Source organism: Chryseobacterium sediminis, assembly GCF_008386505.1.
GTDB classification, from domain to species: Bacteria; Bacteroidota; Bacteroidia; order Flavobacteriales; family Weeksellaceae; genus Chryseobacterium; species Chryseobacterium sediminis.
In genome coordinates this window covers 68,450-86,618 of record NZ_VUNZ01000007.1, presented here as the reverse complement: position 1 = coordinate 86,618, position 18,169 = coordinate 68,450, and the positions used below count along the sequence as shown (strand labels likewise).

Below are 18,169 nucleotides of genomic sequence, written 5' to 3'. Positions count from 1 at the left end.
TAATTATTTAAAAAGACACATTAAATCCTATTGTTACCACTCTTGCCGGAGTGTATCTGTTTGATGCAGTACCATTGAATGCCTGCGCCGGTTCCAATCCTTTTCTGGCTGTTTTGCTCCATAAATTTTCACCGGATACAAGAATTCTTAATCCGGATACCCCAAGCTGAGATAAAGTTTCAGGACTGAAACTATAACTTAAGGTAGCTTGTCTGAATGTTATAAAGTCTGAACTCACCAGCCATCTTGATGAATTACCGGCATTTGAGCTTGTATATGTTGATGAATTCAATGCAGGTACATCCGTAATCTGCCCCGGAGTAGTCCATCTATCCAGAATATCCGTACTTAAAGCTCCTCCTTGTGAGTAAGCGGACATCAATGCTGCATAGTTAGAATCATATGTTTTTCCACCTAATTGATACGTAAACATTGTAGATAATGACCATTGTTTGTACGTAATTGTTGTTCCAAAACTTCCAAACAAGTCAGGAATTGCTGTACCAGAATAGTCATATTTAGCTTTATTGAAATTGGTGGTAACTTTTTCTCCATTCACAGTTCTGATATCAGCAGCTGTTGTATTAGCATAAGCATCGGCAACCAGGAATAAAGGTGAACCATCTGCAGGGTCTACCCCATACCATTGTCTTAACCAATAATCATATATTGAATGCCCTACAGAAATTTTCTTGGTACCATTAATAATTTCCGTTATTCCATTGGACAGTTCTGTAATCTGATTTTTAAGTGTGGACGCATTGGCATTAATATTCCATGTGAAATTTTGAGTTTTAATAACATCTGCATTAATACTGAATTCAAATCCACGGTTATACATTGTTCCTACGTTCCTGCTGATTGTATTATCAGGAACCCCAGCAGAAACAGGAAGCGGAACCGGGAAGATCAGATCTTCAGTAACTCTTTTATAGTATTCCACAGACCCTGTAATTCTGTTATTTAAAAACCCAAAATCAATACCTACATCAGTTTGTTTGTTAGCCTCCCAGGTAATTGAAGGATCTGCCAAAAAGCCGAATAAGATTCCAGGTTCCTGAGCATTGTTATATCCTAAAGTATAAGTACTTTTATACATATAATAACTGTCTGTTCTGTCATTTCCTACTTCACCATATGAACCTCTTAATTTCAGTTCGCTGATAAGGTTAGAATTATTTAAGAACTCTTCTCCTTTCAACCTCCATCCTGCACCAATGGACCAGAATGAATCCCATCTTACATCTTTGGCAAATCTGGATGAACCATCCCAACGGATAGATCCTGAAAGTAAATATTTTGATTTGTAATCATAATTCAATCTTGAAAACACCCCTTCTTTTCTATAATTATCTGTACGGGAAGTAAGCGTTGCAGGCGTTACAAAGTTGATCAATTCATCATTATCATCTACAATCTGGCCTTTTTTATATCCATATAGGTATTCATACATGAATTTATAATTTTCATGTCCTAAAAGGAATTCAAAATTATGGTCTCCAAATTTTCTTTTGTAGTTCAGGAGCTGGTTCCATGTGAACGTTTGTTCAGTAAAGCTGTATTTCTCTGCTGAACCTAGCGGAGCTGCATCTCCGATAATTTTATTACCGTATGTACTTCTTCTGTTATTTCTGATATCATACCCAACGTTGGTAGATAAAGTAAGATAAGGATCTACTTTGATTTCAGCATATGCTCTGGAAATAATATAGTAGTTTTTGGAAAGATCTTTATTTAATAACGTTTCCTGAATTACGTTTCTTCCTGCCGCTGCATCAGCACCTCTGGCACTTCCGGCATCATACATTATATTCCCAGCACTATCATAAAGGGTAGCAAAGGTATTAGGATCATGAGCATAAGGACTGTAGATTGGCCCCATCGTTCTTGTCCATCTGTATGGGTTAATATATGCCGAATTATTATCTACACCTTCTACGGAATTATTTCCATTAGAAGAGACTCCACTGATACTTGTTCCTAATTTTAACCAGCTTTTAACTTGTGAATCCACTTTTAACCTTGCCGTAAATCTTTCAAAATCTGATTTGATAAGATATCCGGTTTCATTGGTATATCCTACTGAAGAAAAGTATGTCGTTGTACCACTTCCTCCACTATAATTCATTTCATAATTTTGTCTGAAACCCGTATTCATCAAAGGTTTTTGCCAGTCTAAATCTGTATATTTAAGTTTAGCATCTGGATTTAAAACACCATTGACAACTAACTGATTATCGGGAACATTAAAAACATTGGTTTTCAAAACTCCGGAAATCAACTGTGCTGTGGCATAAGCATTCGCATCAGCCATAGTTGTACCAGGTACTGAAGTCATTCTGCCATTCCTTATTGACTCCCAAATAAGAGGATAATACTGATGAACATTTACTCTGTCATACTCAGGAATTGATCTTCCCACCGCTCCGGTACTCATGCTAAAGTTGAATGCATCTTTTCCTTTTCTACCAGATTTTGTAGTGATCAAAACAACACCATTGGCTGCAGCAGAACCATACAAAGAAGTGGAAGCAGCATCTTTCAGGATATTGTATGACGCAATATCATTGGGATTAATAGCAGCAAGAGAACCAGTATATATGGTCCCGTCTACTACGTATAAAGGATTTGTTGTGATACCATAAGAACCTATCCCACGGATTTGAATACTTGGTGAACTTCCCGGCTGTCCTGTACCGGTACTTACCTTTACCCCGGCACTGGCACCATCTAAAGCCTGCCCGATACTCGTTATAGGACGATCTGCAAACTGTTTTGCTTTCACTTCTGTATTGGAACCTACCATAGTCTCTCTTTTCTGGCTTCCATAAGCCACCACAACGATTTCATCAATCTTGGTATCCTGCGGTATTGTGTCACGCTTTGCCTTTTGTGCCTCCACCATATGTCCTCCTACAAAGAACAGCACAGCAGTACTCAATATTAGTTTCATTTTCATATTTAACATATTTTAACAGTATGAATGCAAATATATGTAATAAAAATTATTAAAAATATAACCAAAATAGCATTTTAATTAATTAAATTTAATTGATTGAAATATTTAATTGATATTTGATTATTCATTAAAAAAATATGTTAAAATTAAGTTAAATTAGATTTTTAAAAAGAACAAAATAACTTAAAGAACGTTAAATAAATGCAAATACTTAATTAAAAATTATATTTTAATAACTAAAACACAAATAAAATAACATTAGAATGAAAATAAATCAATTCAAATGTAAAAACGGCAAATTTCCACATCATCTTATTCAAATAGGAGGATATAAAAAATCCGGCGAAACAAATGTTTCGCCGGATCATATTTAAATTAAAATCTTATTATTTTTAAATAACAAAGAAATTTATTTCGCTCTCAATTTTTCTTTAATGGACTCAATATTTTTCTTTGCTGAATCTTCAAGAATAAGGCTTGCGCTCATATGAATTCTTGCCGGCATTAATTCATTGAAATGGTCTGTCCCCTCCCATGATACTTTTTTAATTAATGCTAAAGCTTCACTGCTTCTTGATGCTAAAGTCTGTAAAAATGTCTCCAGTTTTTCATCCATTTCCTGAATAGTATCTGAAACTGAGTGGTAAATATTATGCTGCGCAGCCCATTCAGCAGATCTGAAGTCTGCATCAATAGCCATTGCAGAGAATTGAGACTTCCCGATTTTTCTTTCTACATAAGGTCCTATTACAAAAGGACCTATTCCAAGATTGATCTCAGTAAGTGCCAAAGCTGAATCCTTTGTTGCAAAACAATAGTCTGCACCACAAGCAATTCCAACTCCTCCACCGGTTGTTTTCCCCTGAACTCTTACCACTACAATTTTCCCACAGTTTCTCATGGCATTCAACACTTTTGCAAAACCACCAAAGAATTGTGTGGAAGCTTCCAGTTCTTCAATCGCTAAAAGCTCATCAAAACTTGCTCCTGCACAAAAGGCTTTTTCGCCAGCACTTTTAACTAAAATAGCTTTCACTTCATCTTTAGCGCCTTCTTCAAGAATTGTTTCTGCTAATTTTTCTAAAATTGCTCCTGGAAGAGAATTACTTTTTGGTGTTCCGAAACTGATCTCAGCAATATTATTTTTAATTTCTGATACTACAAATTCGCTCATTTTTATTTTTATTGGATTCTTACAAAAATACGAAATACAGCTCTTTCAGAGAAACTTAAAGAAGATAATTTCCATTATAGATGTCCCTTTTATAAGATTCCCTTTACGTAGAAATACGGAGTACGTAATTTGGTATTTTCTACTCTAGTACTCCTTTCTTAATAATTGTTCCTTTGGCTTAGAAATAATAACTAAAGGCGGAATCTGAAAAGCCCATAACAGAGTAAGAAATTTAAAACTAAATATCATTATCATGGAAGAGTACATTGGAATTGTAAAATTATTTGCAGGTAATTTCGCACCTAGAGGCTGGATGTTTTGTGACGGAAGCTTAATAGCTATTTCAAGAAATTCAGCATTATTCTCTATCTTAGGAACAACTTACGGGGGAGATGGAATCACTACTTTTGCATTACCTAACTTAAAAGGGCGTATGGCTTTAGGAGCAGGAAATGTAAATGCCAACCAGTTCTATCCTTTGGGAGTGGTATCCGGTACTACACAAAATACTCTTTTAGCTTCAAATCTTCCAAGCATCGGAGGTGGTTTTCAATTGAAAGTAGCTAATAAGAATGCTAATTCCTCAACACCTACCGCTACATCAACTATTGCCATTTCAGGAACACAGGTTGGAAGAGATTTCAACGTAGTATCCAGCTTTGTAAATGATTCTAACCCTGATACCGTGATTAACGGACAAAGCATTGCCTTTATAGGACAAAATTTACCAGTGAATAATATGCCTCCTTATCTGGGTTTAAATTATATCATCTGCGTTGAAGGTATTTACCCTCCAAGAGATTAATACTCACAATAACCTAATATTTAAAACCAAAAATCATGAAAAGCACTACTTTTTTAACAATTTGTAGTCTGCTCATTTCAATTATCTCATTCGGGCAGACCAGTACAGAACAATTTGAAACGGAATCGAACGGAAGTACAAGCTTTACCGACAATGGAGTCATTTTCAATATCATTTCACATGTAAGTGTTTTTGACATCCAGGGAAATTATCCAGGAACAGGTTGGAGCGGAACAGCTAATGATAACAGATACATTGATAATTCCAATGACTCTCAATCTCCGCCGTCATTCAGCATCAAAACCACTTCAAATTTATTTAAAGTAAACAGGTTCTGGATGTATCTTTCTGCATTGAACCTAGACCTCAATGTAGCAGGAACACTTACTGTAACTGGAAAACTAAGCGGAGTAACCAAATTTACCCAAACAAAAATGAGTGGATTTGCAACAAGCTTAGGGAGTACAAACGGATATACCTTAATTGATCTTACCAACTTAAACGGCCAAAATTACTCAAACATCGTGATTGACGAGTTGCAGATCACTGCGAACGGGGCCTTCCGATATGTAGGTCTGGATGCCTTCACATGGGTAAAAGACAGCAATATTGTATTGGGTACTTCTGAAACGAAAAGCATTAAAAAAGACTTGACTGTATATCCTAATCCAACTAACGGACCTCTTTCTATTGCAACTGAGAAAGCAGGTGAAGCCAAGATTTACAGTGTAGATGGTAAAATGCTGAAAACGGTACAAACCCAGAAAGGAAATAATGAAATCAATATTTCAGATCTTCCAAAAGGAGTTTATATCATCAAAACAGCAACAGAATCAAGCAAAGTTATTAAAAACTAATCTCAGGAAATTTTACATAAGTTCCATATCCCATAAAGATTCTAATTCATAAATGGCAAAACCCTTAATTGTTATATTAAGGGTTTTGTTTTTTCAATGACAGAATATATTTATCTATATACAGCTGTTTTTCTTTTGATTTGTACTGTTGAATATATCTGGGATGTTCCAGAACAGTCATGGTATCAAAGAGTTTTGCTTCTTTGTTTAATTTTGAAATAAAGTCAGCATTCTTTTTACCCAGAATAAACACCTCCGAAGTATCCAGATTGAGACTGATATGTTGCTTCAAAGATTCAATCATAAAACTTTTTACAGCCTCGAAAAGTTCCTTATCATCATAATAATTGGCATTAAGCCATCCGTTTTTTGTTTTTCTTACGATAGCCAGCGGAAACGGAGAATTAATATAGACCTCTTTATAGAAAAGGTCTGCACCTCCATATTCTTTAATCATATCATACATGAAAACAGAAGAGACTTCATGAGTATGGGCAGACTTCATTTTTATACTACAAATACTTTCGAGTCTTTTGGTATCGGTAAACGGAACGCCTGTAACCCCTGCTCCATGGCGGCTTGGGTTAATTCCAATCATGAATTTTCTCTGCGACGAATCATTATAATATTTGTGATAAAATTTCTGCATGACCGTCAATGTTTCGGGATTGTCCAGGTAAGGGTTCAGGACTTCAAACCCTTCAGGAAGTTTTCCCGTATAGCTAAGGTTTTTATTGAACTCAATGACATGATCTGCAAAAGTTGTATTCATATTTAATTTTTAAGAAAAACAAAATTTTCAGGTTGATCGTCATCACCATCCTCGTCTTCGTCCTCATCTTCGTCACTTAAAGCCAATTCAATATCGATGAATTGAATGTATAAACCACAAATTTCTTCATTAGCATCATAAGCGAAGTAAACAGGATAAGTACCATCACCAAAACCACTTGCAAACATTGGAATCTGATAATTGGTATCAGGAATCGTCCAATTGATCCAGTCTCCTGCCTCTCTTTGATTTTTGGGGTAAGCTTTGTAGCTCTGTAAGAAAAGGTCGGCGAAATAATCATCGTAAATATTATTTACATCCATTTCATCTATAAATCTATCCACAAAAGGAAGTACATCTTTATCAGCAATACATCCTAAACCAGCATCCACGGCGAAACCAAAATAATCATCTTTAGCTACACCCTCCAATTCTTCGATTCCGACCAAAGCCTCTCTGTAAACAACCGGTTTTTCTTTAGTAAATTCGACTTTTACCACAGCATATCTGTCTCCCCAATCTTCGGATTTTACGACAGCAATTCTTACCGGAAAATTTCCTGTTGGTGCCTGAATAAAATAAGGTGATTGATTGGCATTTAAAGAAACCAACGGATCTCTTACCACCACTTTTCCAGAAGGAAGGGAAACGTTTCCAACTTCCATTGTCTCCATTTTCTTTCCCAAAATTTCATTCGAAGTAAAATAGGTTTCCAGATCTGTAGGGCAAACCATAATATTTTTCACTTCTTCCCATTTTTGCATCCAGCTTTGGTCCATAGTTTATTTTTTTTGAATTAATTTTAAGATTGAAAATAATGAATAAATCCAAAGGCATCAAACAGGATAGGATTTTTAACAAAAGATTATAAAAAAAGCCACAAATCACAGTGAATTTGCAGCTTTATGTATTGTTTTAAGTTTAAAAAAATCTAAGAATCGGCACATATATAACATGCTCTTGCAATATCAGGCCATCTTCCGGGAAGACAACAGCTTCCGGGAGGACAAGGATTAAGGACACAAGACCAGTTTGGCCCGGCTCCTTTAAGAGATCTCAACTCATGTCTTGAAAGTTTTTTTAAGTTTTTCATAGTGTTTAGTTTTGATGTTCTTTCCTACTCTATATGCTTTTCGGATTTCGCCTATTAAAGTTAATCATTTTTAAACAAAAAAAACATAACTAATTGAAATAATGAACATTTCCATATACAAATCATTAATATTCTAAAGGCTTGTAGTTTCTAAAAGCTTTATAAAAGTCTTCGTTATTTCCTTTGAATGGTTTTTCTTCAATAATTTTAAACTTACCAGTAGAATCTTTTTCTTCCACCACTATTTTATCAGAAACATCTACTCGTGCAAATTCATCCAGGGAATCTTTTTTAATTTTTAGAAATACCGTTGTGGTAGAACCTGTTAAAATTACAGAATTGATACAATTTAGGTTTGAATTAAAACTTAGGTTTGGATAATTATCTGAATTTTTGATGTGGATAAAATCTTTATTTTTAGGTTCATATAAAAATAAGGTCATTATAATATTTCCTCCTCTTCCTGCAATTCCGCTTTGATAAGTCACATCGTTGAAGCCATCATTATTGAAATCACTTATCTGAACATCCAAACCGGTTACTCCATCTTTGATAAATTTAAAACTGTTCCTTAATTCCCAGGTATGAAACATTGAACCTTTGGCTTCCACCCAGATATCTTTTAGATCATAAAAATTCAAGGTAACAAACACATCACCCTTCTTGACATGCCGGAATTTTTCAATCTCGACTTTGGTTTTACCCTTCATTCCAACATTCAGGCTATCAACAAATTTTTCTTCAGAAAAATACCCTTCTTTGTCTGGTTTAGGATTTCGCGAGCAGGAAAAAAAGAATAAAATTGAAGAAGTCCAAAGGACAATGATAACGAAGATTTTTAAAGATTTCATGATTAAAAAATATTTCTGAATTTATGTATTTCCGGTCATATTTAAAATAAAAATCCCTTCCAATTACTGAAAGGGATTTTAAATTTATATTTTCCTGAATTAAATCAATCCAAACTGTTGGAAGTGGTGCGTAAAATGTTTTTTGTGCATTAATTCCCACATTTCTTTATTCAGTTTGCCGAATACAAAATTCATGTGTTCCGCCTGTGGGTTTTCTTTGTAATAAACTACAAATTTCTTTAGGTTATCCATGAATGACAGTTTTGCTGCTTCCAGATTTCTATGTGTTGGTTCCGGAAGTGAGCCATCCTCTGGAAGGAAAGGAGCGGTAAATTCTTTTGGCATTGCTCTGTGGTTATAAAGAGAATCCTGCCATTTTTCAAGATGTTCTTCAGGAGTAAAACACTTCTCAGCCTCAGGTTCTCCGAGACTTACCAGAACTGCTTGTTCCAAATGCTCAATCATCTGCTGTGGAGACATTTTCCCCCAAAGCGCAGGAGTACTTTCTATTAATCCATTCAACATTTTTTGAACGTTTTTCACATTCAGATCAATGAAAGGGGATTGTTTTGCAACCAATGTTAAGATCGTTGCTACGCAAACTACCTCATCTCTTTGGTTCACTACTTCAACCAGCCATTTTACAACACCGGAAGGAATGTTTCTACCTTTTACTCCTCTGTTGATTTTTTCTTTTGCTGTTAAATAAACAGTGATGGTATCTCCGGCATATACAGGTTTGAAGAAACTACATTCTTCTAATCCGTAATTGGCAATAACAGGTCCTTTTTTACCTGAAACAAATAATCCTGCTGCCGCTGAAAGGATGAAATATCCGTGAGCTACCGTTTTATCAAAGATTGTTCCCGTTAAACTTGTTGCATCAGTATGTGCATAGAAATGATCCCATGAAACATTGGAGAAGTTAACGATATCTGCATCGGTAACTGTTCTTCCTGCTGTTTCTAAAGAGTCTCCTACTTCAACTTCCTCAAAATATTTCTGGAAAGGGTGTTTGTCTGAGAATTTCTTCTCTGCTCCCTGCTGGTAGATCTTAGTAATTGCTTTCAGTACATCTGGTGATCCCTGAATGGCTGTTTTCTGTAAGAAGAAATGAAGACCGCTTAGACCTCCCATTTCCTCACCACCTCCGGCTCTACCAGGACCTCCGTGCATTAGTGTAGGAAGTGGGGAACCGTGACCTGTACTTTCTTTGGCGTTATCTCTGTTCAAAACAAAGATTCTTCCATGTTGGGAAGCCATTTTCCAAGAAGTTTCAGCGATAAAGTTTTCGTCATGAGAAACGATAGACCCTACCAAACTTCCTTTTCCTCTTTTTGCCAATGCAGCAGCTTCTTCAGCATCTTTGTACGGCATCAATGTAGATACCGGCCCGAAAGCTTCTACATCATGAGAGATATTTTTTTCAAAAGGCTTGTCATTCAGGAATAATTTCGGACTCATGAATGCCCCATTTTCATAGTTGGCATCTACCAGTTCGTGTTTTCCGTCATAAACAAGTTCTGTTTCTGATTTTAAGATGTTTACTTTTCTTAAAACTTCTTCATACTGCTGTCTTCCTACCAAAGATCCCATTTTGGTTTCTCTGCTTAATGGGTTTCCTATTTTAGTCTGATCCAAAGCTTTAGATAAAGCATTCTGAACGTCACCGATTAAATGTTCAGGAACGATAATTCTTCTGATTGCAGTACATTTTTGTCCTGCTTTCGTAGTCATTTCGTTACGAACTTCTTTGATGAATAGATCGAATTCAGGTGTTCCCGGTTTTGCTTCCAGTCCAAGGATAGAACAGTTTAATGAATCTGCTTCCATGTTGAAACGAACAGCATTTCCAGCGATAGAAGGAAGAGATTTTAATTTTCTTCCTGTATGTGCAGAACCTGTAAATAAAACAGAGTCTCCATCCTGTACATAATCGAGAATATTTCCCGGCTCACCACAAACTAACTGAACAGCACCTTCAGGCAATACTCCACTTTCAATCATATCCTGGAATACTGCATTGGTAAGATAAGATCCGAAAGGAGACGGTTTCACGATGGAAGGAACACCCGCTAATAATGAGGTAGAAAGTTTTTCCAACATTCCCCACACCGGAAAGTTATAAGCATTAATCTGTACAGAAACACCTTCACTAGGTGTTAAGATATGAGTTCCTAAGAAAGTTCCGTTAGCTGAAATTTTCTGAGTATCTCCGTCTACCCAAAATGAAGTATTGGGAAGCATTCTTTTTGCCAATCCGGAGTAGGTAAAGAAAGTTCCGAAACCTCCTTCGATATCCACCCATGAATCCACATGTGTAGCTCCGGTTTTGTATGATAAGTCGTAATATTTTTTCTTTCTTTCAAGCAGGTAAAGTGCTACCTTTTTCAACATTTCTCCACGGTCGTAGAAAGTCATTGAAGAAAGGTTTTTGTACCCTACTGTTCTTCCGTAGTCAAGAGCCTGTTCAAAATTAAGCCCTTCGGTATCGGAAACAGCTACCTGCTCTCCTGTAACGGCATTGTACAAGGGAACTCCGTTTCCGGTACCTTCTACCCATTGTCCGTAGATATAGTTTTTTAACTTTTCCATAAAATATTTAATTTATCAATGTAGCAGTGTAACAGTTGATCTATGAGATGCTTCGACTCCGCTCAGCATGACAAGTCTGAAAATTACATTTTTACATTGTCATATTATTAGATTTATTATTTATTTCGGCTCCTGGTAAGGAAACATTTTCACTAATCCTTCATATAAACTTCTGTGAAGAATGGTTGCGTGATTGTCTGTTTCCATCATTTTATATTCTAATGTCCAGTTTTTCTTTCCTGCCTTTTTCAAAACATCGTAGAAAGCTTCAGCATCTTTTATCATCACCGGATGTTCTCCTTTCCCTACAGAAACATAGACAAACTTTTTAGTATCCGGAGATTTTGAAAGCAATGTTCCTGCCTGGTTCAGAAGGCTTTCATCATCCCACCATAAGCTTGGACTGATAATAAAATAGTTATTGAACATTTCAGGTTTCTTCAGTAAGATTTCTGTTGCCAAAAGTCCCCCTAAAGATTGACCAAAAAGGTACTTGTCTGTTGTTTTGAACTGACTTTCAACATAAGGCTTTAATTCTTTTTCAACAAATGCAATAAACTTATCTGAGTGTCCTGTTGTAGGATAATCTTTCTGCAAGTCTTTCAAATCTGTATGAAAAGTAAAATCTCTTTTTCTGTCTACATTAGCAACTCCCACCACAATGGTTTCCGGCATAGAATACATTTGATTAAAGAATTGTACTAATCCTGTCACGTGAATAAAGTCTTCATTCATGCTTCCATCCAACAGATAGATTACAGGGTATGATTTTGTTTTATCATAGCCTTGTGGAAGATAAATATTCAATGTCCTGTCTTCGTTTAACGTTTTGGACTTAATCGTCCTCACTTCTCCTATTGTAAGCGGTTTTGTCGTAACAGTCTGTGCTGACACTACACTATTCATCGCCAACACCATGCTGCATATAAGTGCAATTTTTTTAATCATATTTAATTTTAAATGGTCATTATTTTACATCATCCCAGATACTGTAATCCACAATTTTCGTTGGAATTTGTTGAACATATTCTGTAAAAGGTTCACAAGGCAGAATAGCTTCTTTTCCTTCTCTTGCGAGTTCCTGATATAGTTTTGTTCCTTCTGTTTTCCAGTGAATCATTTCATCGGAAACGTCACGGATAATTTTTGCAGGGCTTCCAACAATAAGCTTTCTTGGCTCACATCTGAAATTGGCAGGTACAAAAGCTAATGCTCCGACAATACTTTCGTCACCGATATAAGCTTTGTCCATCACAACAGAATTCATCCCGATCAAACAGTTTTTTCCGATGTGTCCTGAATGAATGATTGCCCCATGTCCAATGTGTGCAGATTCTTCCAGTATGGTTTCTATATTCGGGAAAACATGAAGTGTACAGTTTTCCTGTACATTTGCTCCGTCTTTAATAATAATTTTCCCCCAGTCCCCACGAATTACCGCATTGGGACCAATATATACTTCTTCACCTATTTCTACATTCCCGATAATGACTGCCTGCGGATGGATGTAGGCAGAGGGTTTTATAATGGGACGAATCCCGTGGTATGAGTAGATATTCATTTTTTTAATTTAAAAATTTGAAAATCAGATAATTTGAATATAAATTACACTTTTTCAATCACCATTGCATATCCCTGTCCGACACCGATACAAAGGGTACACAATGCATATTTTTTATCCTGCTTCTGAAGTTCCATAGCTGCAGAACCTACAATTCTTGCTCCGGAAACTCCCAGTGGGTGCCCAATTGCAATTGCTCCACCATTAGGATTTATTCTGGTATCATCATCTCTTAAACCTAAACTTCTCGTTACTGCAAGTGCCTGTGCTGCAAATGCTTCATTGAGTTCAATAATGTCCATATCCTCCAGAGAAAGATTCAGTCTTTTCAACAGCTTTTGAGTAGCTTCTACCGGTCCAATCCCCATAATTCTTGGCTCTACTCCTGCTACAGATGACCCTAAAATTCTGGCTTTTGGCTTTAATCCATATTTTTTCACGGCTTCTTCGCTTGCTAAAATCAAAGCAGCAGCACCGTCATTCATTCCTGAAGCATTTCCTGCAGTTACCGTTCCCTCTTTTCTGAAAGCAGGACGAAGTTTTGCAAGACCTTCCATAGAAGAAGTTGGCTTAATGAATTCATCTTTTTCAAAAACAACAGGATCTCCTTTTCTCTGAGGAATTTCAACTTTTACAATTTCTTCTGCCAGTCTTCCGCTTTCCTGTGCTTTTGTAGCTTTCTGCTGAGACCAAAGGGCAAATTTATCCTGATCTTCTCTGTTGATCTGGTGGATATCTGCTAAGTTTTCAGCCGTTTCACCCATTCCGTCAACTCCATATAATTCTTTCATCTTAGGGTTGATGAAACGCCATCCGAAAGTGGTATCAAACATCTGACTATCTCTTCCGAAAGCAGCACCAGGTTTTGACATCACATATGGAGAACGTGTCATATGTTCTACTCCTCCGGCAATATAAATTTCTCCTTCTCCGGCAGCAATAGAACGAAATGCATTCGCTACCGCAGACATTCCTGAAGCACATAGTCTGTTGACAGTTTCTCCACCAATTTTATAAGGAAGACCAGCCAACAAAAGTCCCATTCTTGCTACGTTTCTGTTATCTTCTCCCGCCTGATTGGCACATCCGAAAATAACGTCTTCAATTTCCTCTACAGGAACTTCGGGATTTCTAGCAACCACTTCTTTGATCACAATAGCTGCCAAATCATCTGCTCTTACTTCTGATAATCCTCCCTGTAGTTTTGAGATGGGAGTTCTGACATAGTCTATAATGTATACGTTGTTCATAATTTTTACTTTGAAAATAGGATAATGCAATAATTTGAAATTATCAAACTCTCCCTTTTCTATTTATTTGTTTTTATTTCTTAGTTCTAAAACCTGCTTTAAAGTATAGGGTTCGTACTTAAAATCCGGTCCATACATCCTTTTGACATTTTCCTCAAAAGTAGAATCAAACCCAGCCTTTTTTCTTCTTTTATTTACATTTTTAAGATCTTTTACAGGCCAAACAAAACTGATAAAGACTTCCTTGCCGTCCTTATCTTTTGTCATTTCTCCTTTTCCCTGCGTTCCATAGATCTGTTCTTTATTTTCATTCATAAGGTATCGGTCTTCCATCATAGCAACCCAGGTAAACGGAATTTCTTTCTTTTTTCCAGCTTCCTTAATGAGAGGCAGATATTTTCCAATTTTGGTTGAATGCTGGATCACGTACCAAGCTGCCTTATTTGTAGGTTCTCCAACCAATATTTTTCCAGGATAGCCATACTTTGAAATAATGTTTTCAATTTTTTGAATGTTCAGGCTGTCATGCTCTGCAACCAGCTGCCAGCTTTTCTTTTTGAATTCTTCTTTATCAATGTTCAGGTCTTCCAAGAGCTGTTCTCTTTTTTCCGGTGTTATTTCAGAATCGAAAAGCATTCTGTACCCTTGATCTACCTTCATGATCTCGTCGAGTTCTTTTTTCAAAGCTTCGTTTACTTGCTGCTGAGCATTCATCAATAAAGATGAAATCCAAAAAAGCAATAGAAATATTTTTCTCATTTTGGTTAATCTGGTATCTGGTTAGTGTTTTTATAGTTCGGTTACTTTCTTTCCGATTTTGTAGACTGTTCCTACAAATTTTGCAATCAGTTCTTTATTTTGATTGGTAATCTGAATATCGTACACCGCCGTTTTTCTGGTATCATTGACCAAAATACTTTCAGCTCTGAAAACATCGCCTTCTTTTCCGGCTTTGGTAAAATTGATAATACAGTTTAGTGCAACAGCTGCATCACCCTTATTGTTGGAAGAAAATGCCAGCGCTGAGTCTGCAAAAGCAAAGGTAACTCCGCCATGAACTGTTTTAAGCCCGTTAATCATATCTTTCTTAATGGGCATTTCTATTAAACAGTAATTTTCTTTTACTTCAATCATCTTAATATTCATCCATTGGGAAAAATAATCCTGATTGAACATATAATCTGCTACTTGTCTTGGATTCATTTCTATTAATTATATGTTTGTTATTTCTTCATACAGCTCATCGGACAATCTGTCGTAAACACTCATTGTTTTACCAAGAATAATCTGTTCGTAGGAAAGATTTTCTGAGTCCGATGAATTTTCAGAGGGAAAGAATGCGTTTAAATCAATTCCATTTTCTTTGGCTAATCTTTTGATCAGCTCTTTATATTTTTCATTAAACTTTCCTAACAGTTCAAGTCTTTCCTGCTCATCAACAGAAGAAGCCTCCTGAATTAAATACTGTTTCTCTATTGAAAGTCTGGTTTCCAGCTCTGCCCTGAATTCTTCTATATTCATGAAGTTTTTCTAATGTAACAGTTAAATCTTTACAGTAATATGCTTCGACTTCGCTCAGCATGACAGTTCAACTATTAGATTTCTGTAGGTTTATAATTTTCTCAGTAAAGGACTCTGTCTATATCTTTCTTCCTGATATTCTTCGTAAAGGTTCTGAAGGGTTTCGGAGATTTTTGCATACCCGATTTCTTTCCCCCAGCTTAATAAGCCTTTCGGATAGTTTACTCCTTTCTGCATTGCCAGTTCGAGATCTTCATCATTCGCAACGCCCAGTCTTTTAGCTTCAACAGCTTCATTGATCAACATTGAAATGATTCTTAAAAAGATCTGCTGATACAAAGCATCATCTTTTTGGGCAACAGGATTTTCTGCTCCTTCACTGTAATCGTAGAAACCTTTTCCTGTTTTTCTTCCGTGAAGTTTTGCTTCAGACATTCTTTGCTGAAGTAATGATGGTTTATATTTCGGATCGTAGAAATAATCCTTATAAACGGTTGTTGTTACCGAAAAATTCACATCAACTCCAATAAGATCCATCAATTCAAAAGGTCCCATTTTGAAATTCCCCAAAGTTTTCATTGCGTCATCCACCTGTTCCGGTGTTGCAATGTTTTCTTCAACAATTCTAATCCCTTCCCCATAATAAGGTCTGGCAATTCTGTTGACGATAAATCCTGGAATATCTTTGGCAATAACAGGAGTTTTCCCCCATTCTTTCATGAGGTTGTATATTTTTTCTGCTAATGTTTTTTCTGTTAATAAGGATGGAATAACTTCCACTAAAGGCATCAACGGAGCCGGATTGAAAAAGTGAATTCCGATGAAACGCTCCGGTTTCTTTAGTTCTGCACCAAGAGAGGTGATAGAAATAGATGAAGTATTGGAACCGATGATACAGCTTTCTGAAACATAATTTTCAAGTTCTGTAAACACTTTGGTTTTGATGTCTTTGTTTTCAATAATCGCTTCGATCACCAAATCAGAATCTTTTAAATCCTGCAATGCTTCACCTTTTACGATATTGTTTCTGATTTCTGCTGCTTTTTCCTGAGAGATTTTACCTTTCTCTGTTAGCTTTTGAAGGTTTTTTTCTAAACCAGCAAGCGCTTTATCAATTTGCGGAGCATTAGCATCGAATAATACTACTTTGCATCCTGCTGTGGCAGCCACCTGAGCAATTCCTACACCCATGGTTCCTGCCCCAATAATTCCAATATTCATTTTTATTTGTACAATGTATTAATGTAAAATGTATTCATGTAAATCGTTTTAAAAATCATTAATACATTTTACATGAATACATTAATACGAAATTTATCTTCCTTTATAATTAGGTTTTCTTTTCTGTAAAAAGGCATTTACTCCCTCAATGAAATCTTCTGTACCTGCAGCTTCCTGCTGAAGATCTCCTTCCAGCTCAAGCTGTTCTTTCAATGTGTTGGTATAAGAATTGGCAAAAGCTTTTTTTGTAAGTTTAAGAGCTGCTGTCGGCATATTCGACATTCTTTCAAGAATTTCCATAGATTTTGGAATGAATTCTTCTTCAGTGAAAACTTCAGCGACAAGACCATGAGTTTTAGATTCTTCTGCAGATAATTTTTTACCTGTAAATGCTAAATAATTGGCCAACTGTCTACCTAAAAGCTTCGGTAAGAAATACGTTCCTCCTGTATCAGGAATTAAACCGATATTTGAAAATGCCTGAGCAAAATATGCTTTCTCATTCGCTAAAACGAAGTCAGAAATCAAAGCCAACATCGCTCCGGCTCCTACTGCAGGACCGTTTACTAAAGCAACAACCGGTTTTTTACAACGGGTAACTTCTAACACTAAAGGGTTATAATAATCTACCACAATTTTTCTGATGATGTCATGATCATGGTGTTCTTTACCTACCACAAAAGCTTCATCCAGATTCTGACCTGAGCAAAACGCTCTTCCTCTTCCGGAAATAGCAACACATCTTACCGTTTCGTCTTCACTGCATTCTTTAACAAAATCTCTAAGATCTGATAAAGCCGGCTTGGTAAGGGCGTTCATTGTTTCCGGTTGATTAAGATATGCGATTTTAAGCTTCCCGTCAAAATGCGTTTCAATATCGAGTTGTGTATACATAGTTTTTATTAATTTATTATTTAACAATGCACTAATTTAACAATATAAATTCATGTAACAACCTAAGATTTTAACAATCTAACAATAGCATCGTTATGCGCTGCATATCCGTCATTTTTATTGATAAATTGGGTATTAATCTTATGTTACATTAATGACATTTAAAATAATCAAAAGGTTCCAGACAGTCTAAACACTGATAAGAGGCTTTACACAAGGTAGACCCAAATCTGCTGATCTGTTTGGTATGCTCAGAACCACAACGCGGACATTTTTTCGGTTTCCCGATGTGATGTTCGTCTGCTCCTTTTTCAGGAGGGGTGATTCCGTAAACACGAAGTTTTTCTCTTGCTTCATCAGTAATCCAGTCCGTTGTCCATATCGGAAACATTTTGGTTACTACTTTTGCTTCCCATCCGTTTTCTTTCATGATCTTCATGATGTCTTCCTCAATGGTAAACATAGCGGGACAGGCAGAATAAGTCGGCGTAATTGTTACTTCACAAGAATTCTCGCTGGTAATTTTTGCTTCTCTTACAATACCTAATTCCACAATATTGATTACCGGAATTTCCGGATCGGGAACCATTTCTAATATTTCTAAAGGATTTTTCAA

The 18,169-nt window shown here is 36.2% G+C and carries 18 protein-coding genes; 2 read left to right on the top strand and 16 right to left on the bottom strand.

What is annotated here, in order from left to right; genetic code table 11:
* Window positions 1–7 precede the first annotated feature (7 nt).
* Together FW780_RS22000 and FW780_RS21995 are read right to left on the bottom strand one after the other, a co-directional pair.
* On the bottom strand, window positions 8–2,959 hold the full coding sequence (locus FW780_RS22000) for a SusC/RagA family TonB-linked outer membrane protein (RefSeq protein ID WP_241676970.1): 2,952 nt from the start codon (window positions 2,957–2,959) through the stop codon (window positions 8–10).
* 409 nt (window positions 2,960–3,368) lie between these two features.
* Complete coding sequence (locus FW780_RS21995) at window positions 3,369–4,133, bottom strand: enoyl-CoA hydratase/isomerase family protein (protein WP_149835723.1); 765 nt, start codon at window positions 4,131–4,133, stop codon at window positions 3,369–3,371.
* Window positions 4,134–4,386: 253 nt separating this feature from the next.
* On the opposite strand from FW780_RS21995, the gene FW780_RS21990 reads away from it, so the two are divergent.
* Entirely contained in the window at window positions 4,387–4,938 is a 552-nt protein-coding gene (locus tag FW780_RS21990; RefSeq protein ID WP_149835722.1) for a phage tail protein, read from the top strand.
* A 35-nt stretch (window positions 4,939–4,973) separates the two neighbouring features.
* Window positions 4,974–5,795 carry a T9SS type A sorting domain-containing protein gene (locus FW780_RS21985; protein WP_149835721.1) on the top strand — a complete coding sequence of 274 codons (822 nt, stop codon included), beginning with the start codon at window positions 4,974–4,976 and terminating at the stop codon, window positions 5,793–5,795.
* 76 nt (window positions 5,796–5,871) lie between these two features.
* Here FW780_RS21985 and FW780_RS21980 read toward each other — a convergent pair whose 3' ends face one another.
* From FW780_RS21980 to paaD, 14 genes are all read right to left on the bottom strand, one after another.
* Window positions 5,872–6,567 (bottom strand): SMUG2 DNA glycosylase family protein, encoded by a 696-nt coding sequence (locus FW780_RS21980; RefSeq protein ID WP_149835720.1) that lies wholly within the window; start codon window positions 6,565–6,567, stop codon window positions 5,872–5,874.
* A 2-nt stretch (window positions 6,568–6,569) separates the two neighbouring features.
* Window positions 6,570–7,346: a DUF4241 domain-containing protein gene (locus tag FW780_RS21975; RefSeq protein ID WP_149835719.1), complete on the bottom strand. Its 777-nt coding sequence runs from the start codon at window positions 7,344–7,346 to the stop codon at window positions 6,570–6,572.
* Window positions 7,347–7,498: 152 nt separating this feature from the next.
* The gene (locus FW780_RS22560; RefSeq protein ID WP_167497914.1) at window positions 7,499–7,660 is read right to left on the bottom strand and encodes a bacteriocin-like protein; all 162 of its coding nucleotides are present in this window, start codon (window positions 7,658–7,660) and stop codon (window positions 7,499–7,501) included.
* Window positions 7,661–7,785: 125 nt separating this feature from the next.
* Window positions 7,786–8,511: an XAC2610-related protein gene (locus FW780_RS21970; protein WP_149835718.1), complete on the bottom strand. Its 726-nt coding sequence runs from the start codon at window positions 8,509–8,511 to the stop codon at window positions 7,786–7,788.
* 99 nt (window positions 8,512–8,610) lie between these two features.
* A complete protein-coding gene (paaZ, locus tag FW780_RS21965; RefSeq protein ID WP_149835717.1) occupies window positions 8,611–11,106 on the bottom strand; it encodes a phenylacetic acid degradation bifunctional protein PaaZ in 2,496 nt (831 codons plus the stop codon).
* Between the two features lie 120 nt (window positions 11,107–11,226).
* On the bottom strand, window positions 11,227–12,054 hold the full coding sequence (locus FW780_RS21960; protein ID WP_149835716.1) for an alpha/beta hydrolase: 828 nt from the start codon (window positions 12,052–12,054) through the stop codon (window positions 11,227–11,229).
* Between the two features lie 19 nt (window positions 12,055–12,073).
* A complete protein-coding gene (locus FW780_RS21955) occupies window positions 12,074–12,667 on the bottom strand; it encodes an acyltransferase (protein WP_047382988.1) in 594 nt (197 codons plus the stop codon).
* Between the two features lie 44 nt (window positions 12,668–12,711).
* The gene (gene pcaF, locus FW780_RS21950; RefSeq protein ID WP_149835715.1) at window positions 12,712–13,917 is read right to left on the bottom strand and encodes a 3-oxoadipyl-CoA thiolase; all 1,206 of its coding nucleotides are present in this window, start codon (window positions 13,915–13,917) and stop codon (window positions 12,712–12,714) included.
* A gap of 63 nt (window positions 13,918–13,980) precedes the next feature.
* Window positions 13,981–14,676 (bottom strand): DUF6624 domain-containing protein, encoded by a 696-nt coding sequence (locus FW780_RS21945; RefSeq protein WP_149835714.1) that lies wholly within the window; start codon window positions 14,674–14,676, stop codon window positions 13,981–13,983.
* Window positions 14,677–14,706: 30 nt separating this feature from the next.
* Window positions 14,707–15,120, bottom strand: a complete 414-nt coding sequence (locus FW780_RS21940) for a PaaI family thioesterase (protein WP_149835713.1) — start codon at window positions 15,118–15,120, stop codon at window positions 14,707–14,709.
* A gap of 9 nt (window positions 15,121–15,129) precedes the next feature.
* Window positions 15,130–15,438, bottom strand: a complete 309-nt coding sequence (locus tag FW780_RS21935; RefSeq protein ID WP_149835712.1) for a hypothetical protein — start codon at window positions 15,436–15,438, stop codon at window positions 15,130–15,132.
* Between the two features lie 90 nt (window positions 15,439–15,528).
* Entirely contained in the window at window positions 15,529–16,659 is a 1,131-nt protein-coding gene (locus tag FW780_RS21930; protein WP_149835711.1) for a 3-hydroxyacyl-CoA dehydrogenase NAD-binding domain-containing protein, read from the bottom strand.
* Between the two features lie 93 nt (window positions 16,660–16,752).
* On the bottom strand, window positions 16,753–17,553 hold the full coding sequence (locus tag FW780_RS21925) for an enoyl-CoA hydratase/isomerase family protein (RefSeq protein WP_149835710.1): 801 nt from the start codon (window positions 17,551–17,553) through the stop codon (window positions 16,753–16,755).
* A gap of 151 nt (window positions 17,554–17,704) precedes the next feature.
* The gene (gene paaD, locus FW780_RS21920) at window positions 17,705–18,142 is read right to left on the bottom strand and encodes a 1,2-phenylacetyl-CoA epoxidase subunit PaaD (RefSeq protein ID WP_121490220.1); all 438 of its coding nucleotides are present in this window, start codon (window positions 18,140–18,142) and stop codon (window positions 17,705–17,707) included.
* Between the last annotated feature and the right edge of the window lie 27 nt (window positions 18,143–18,169).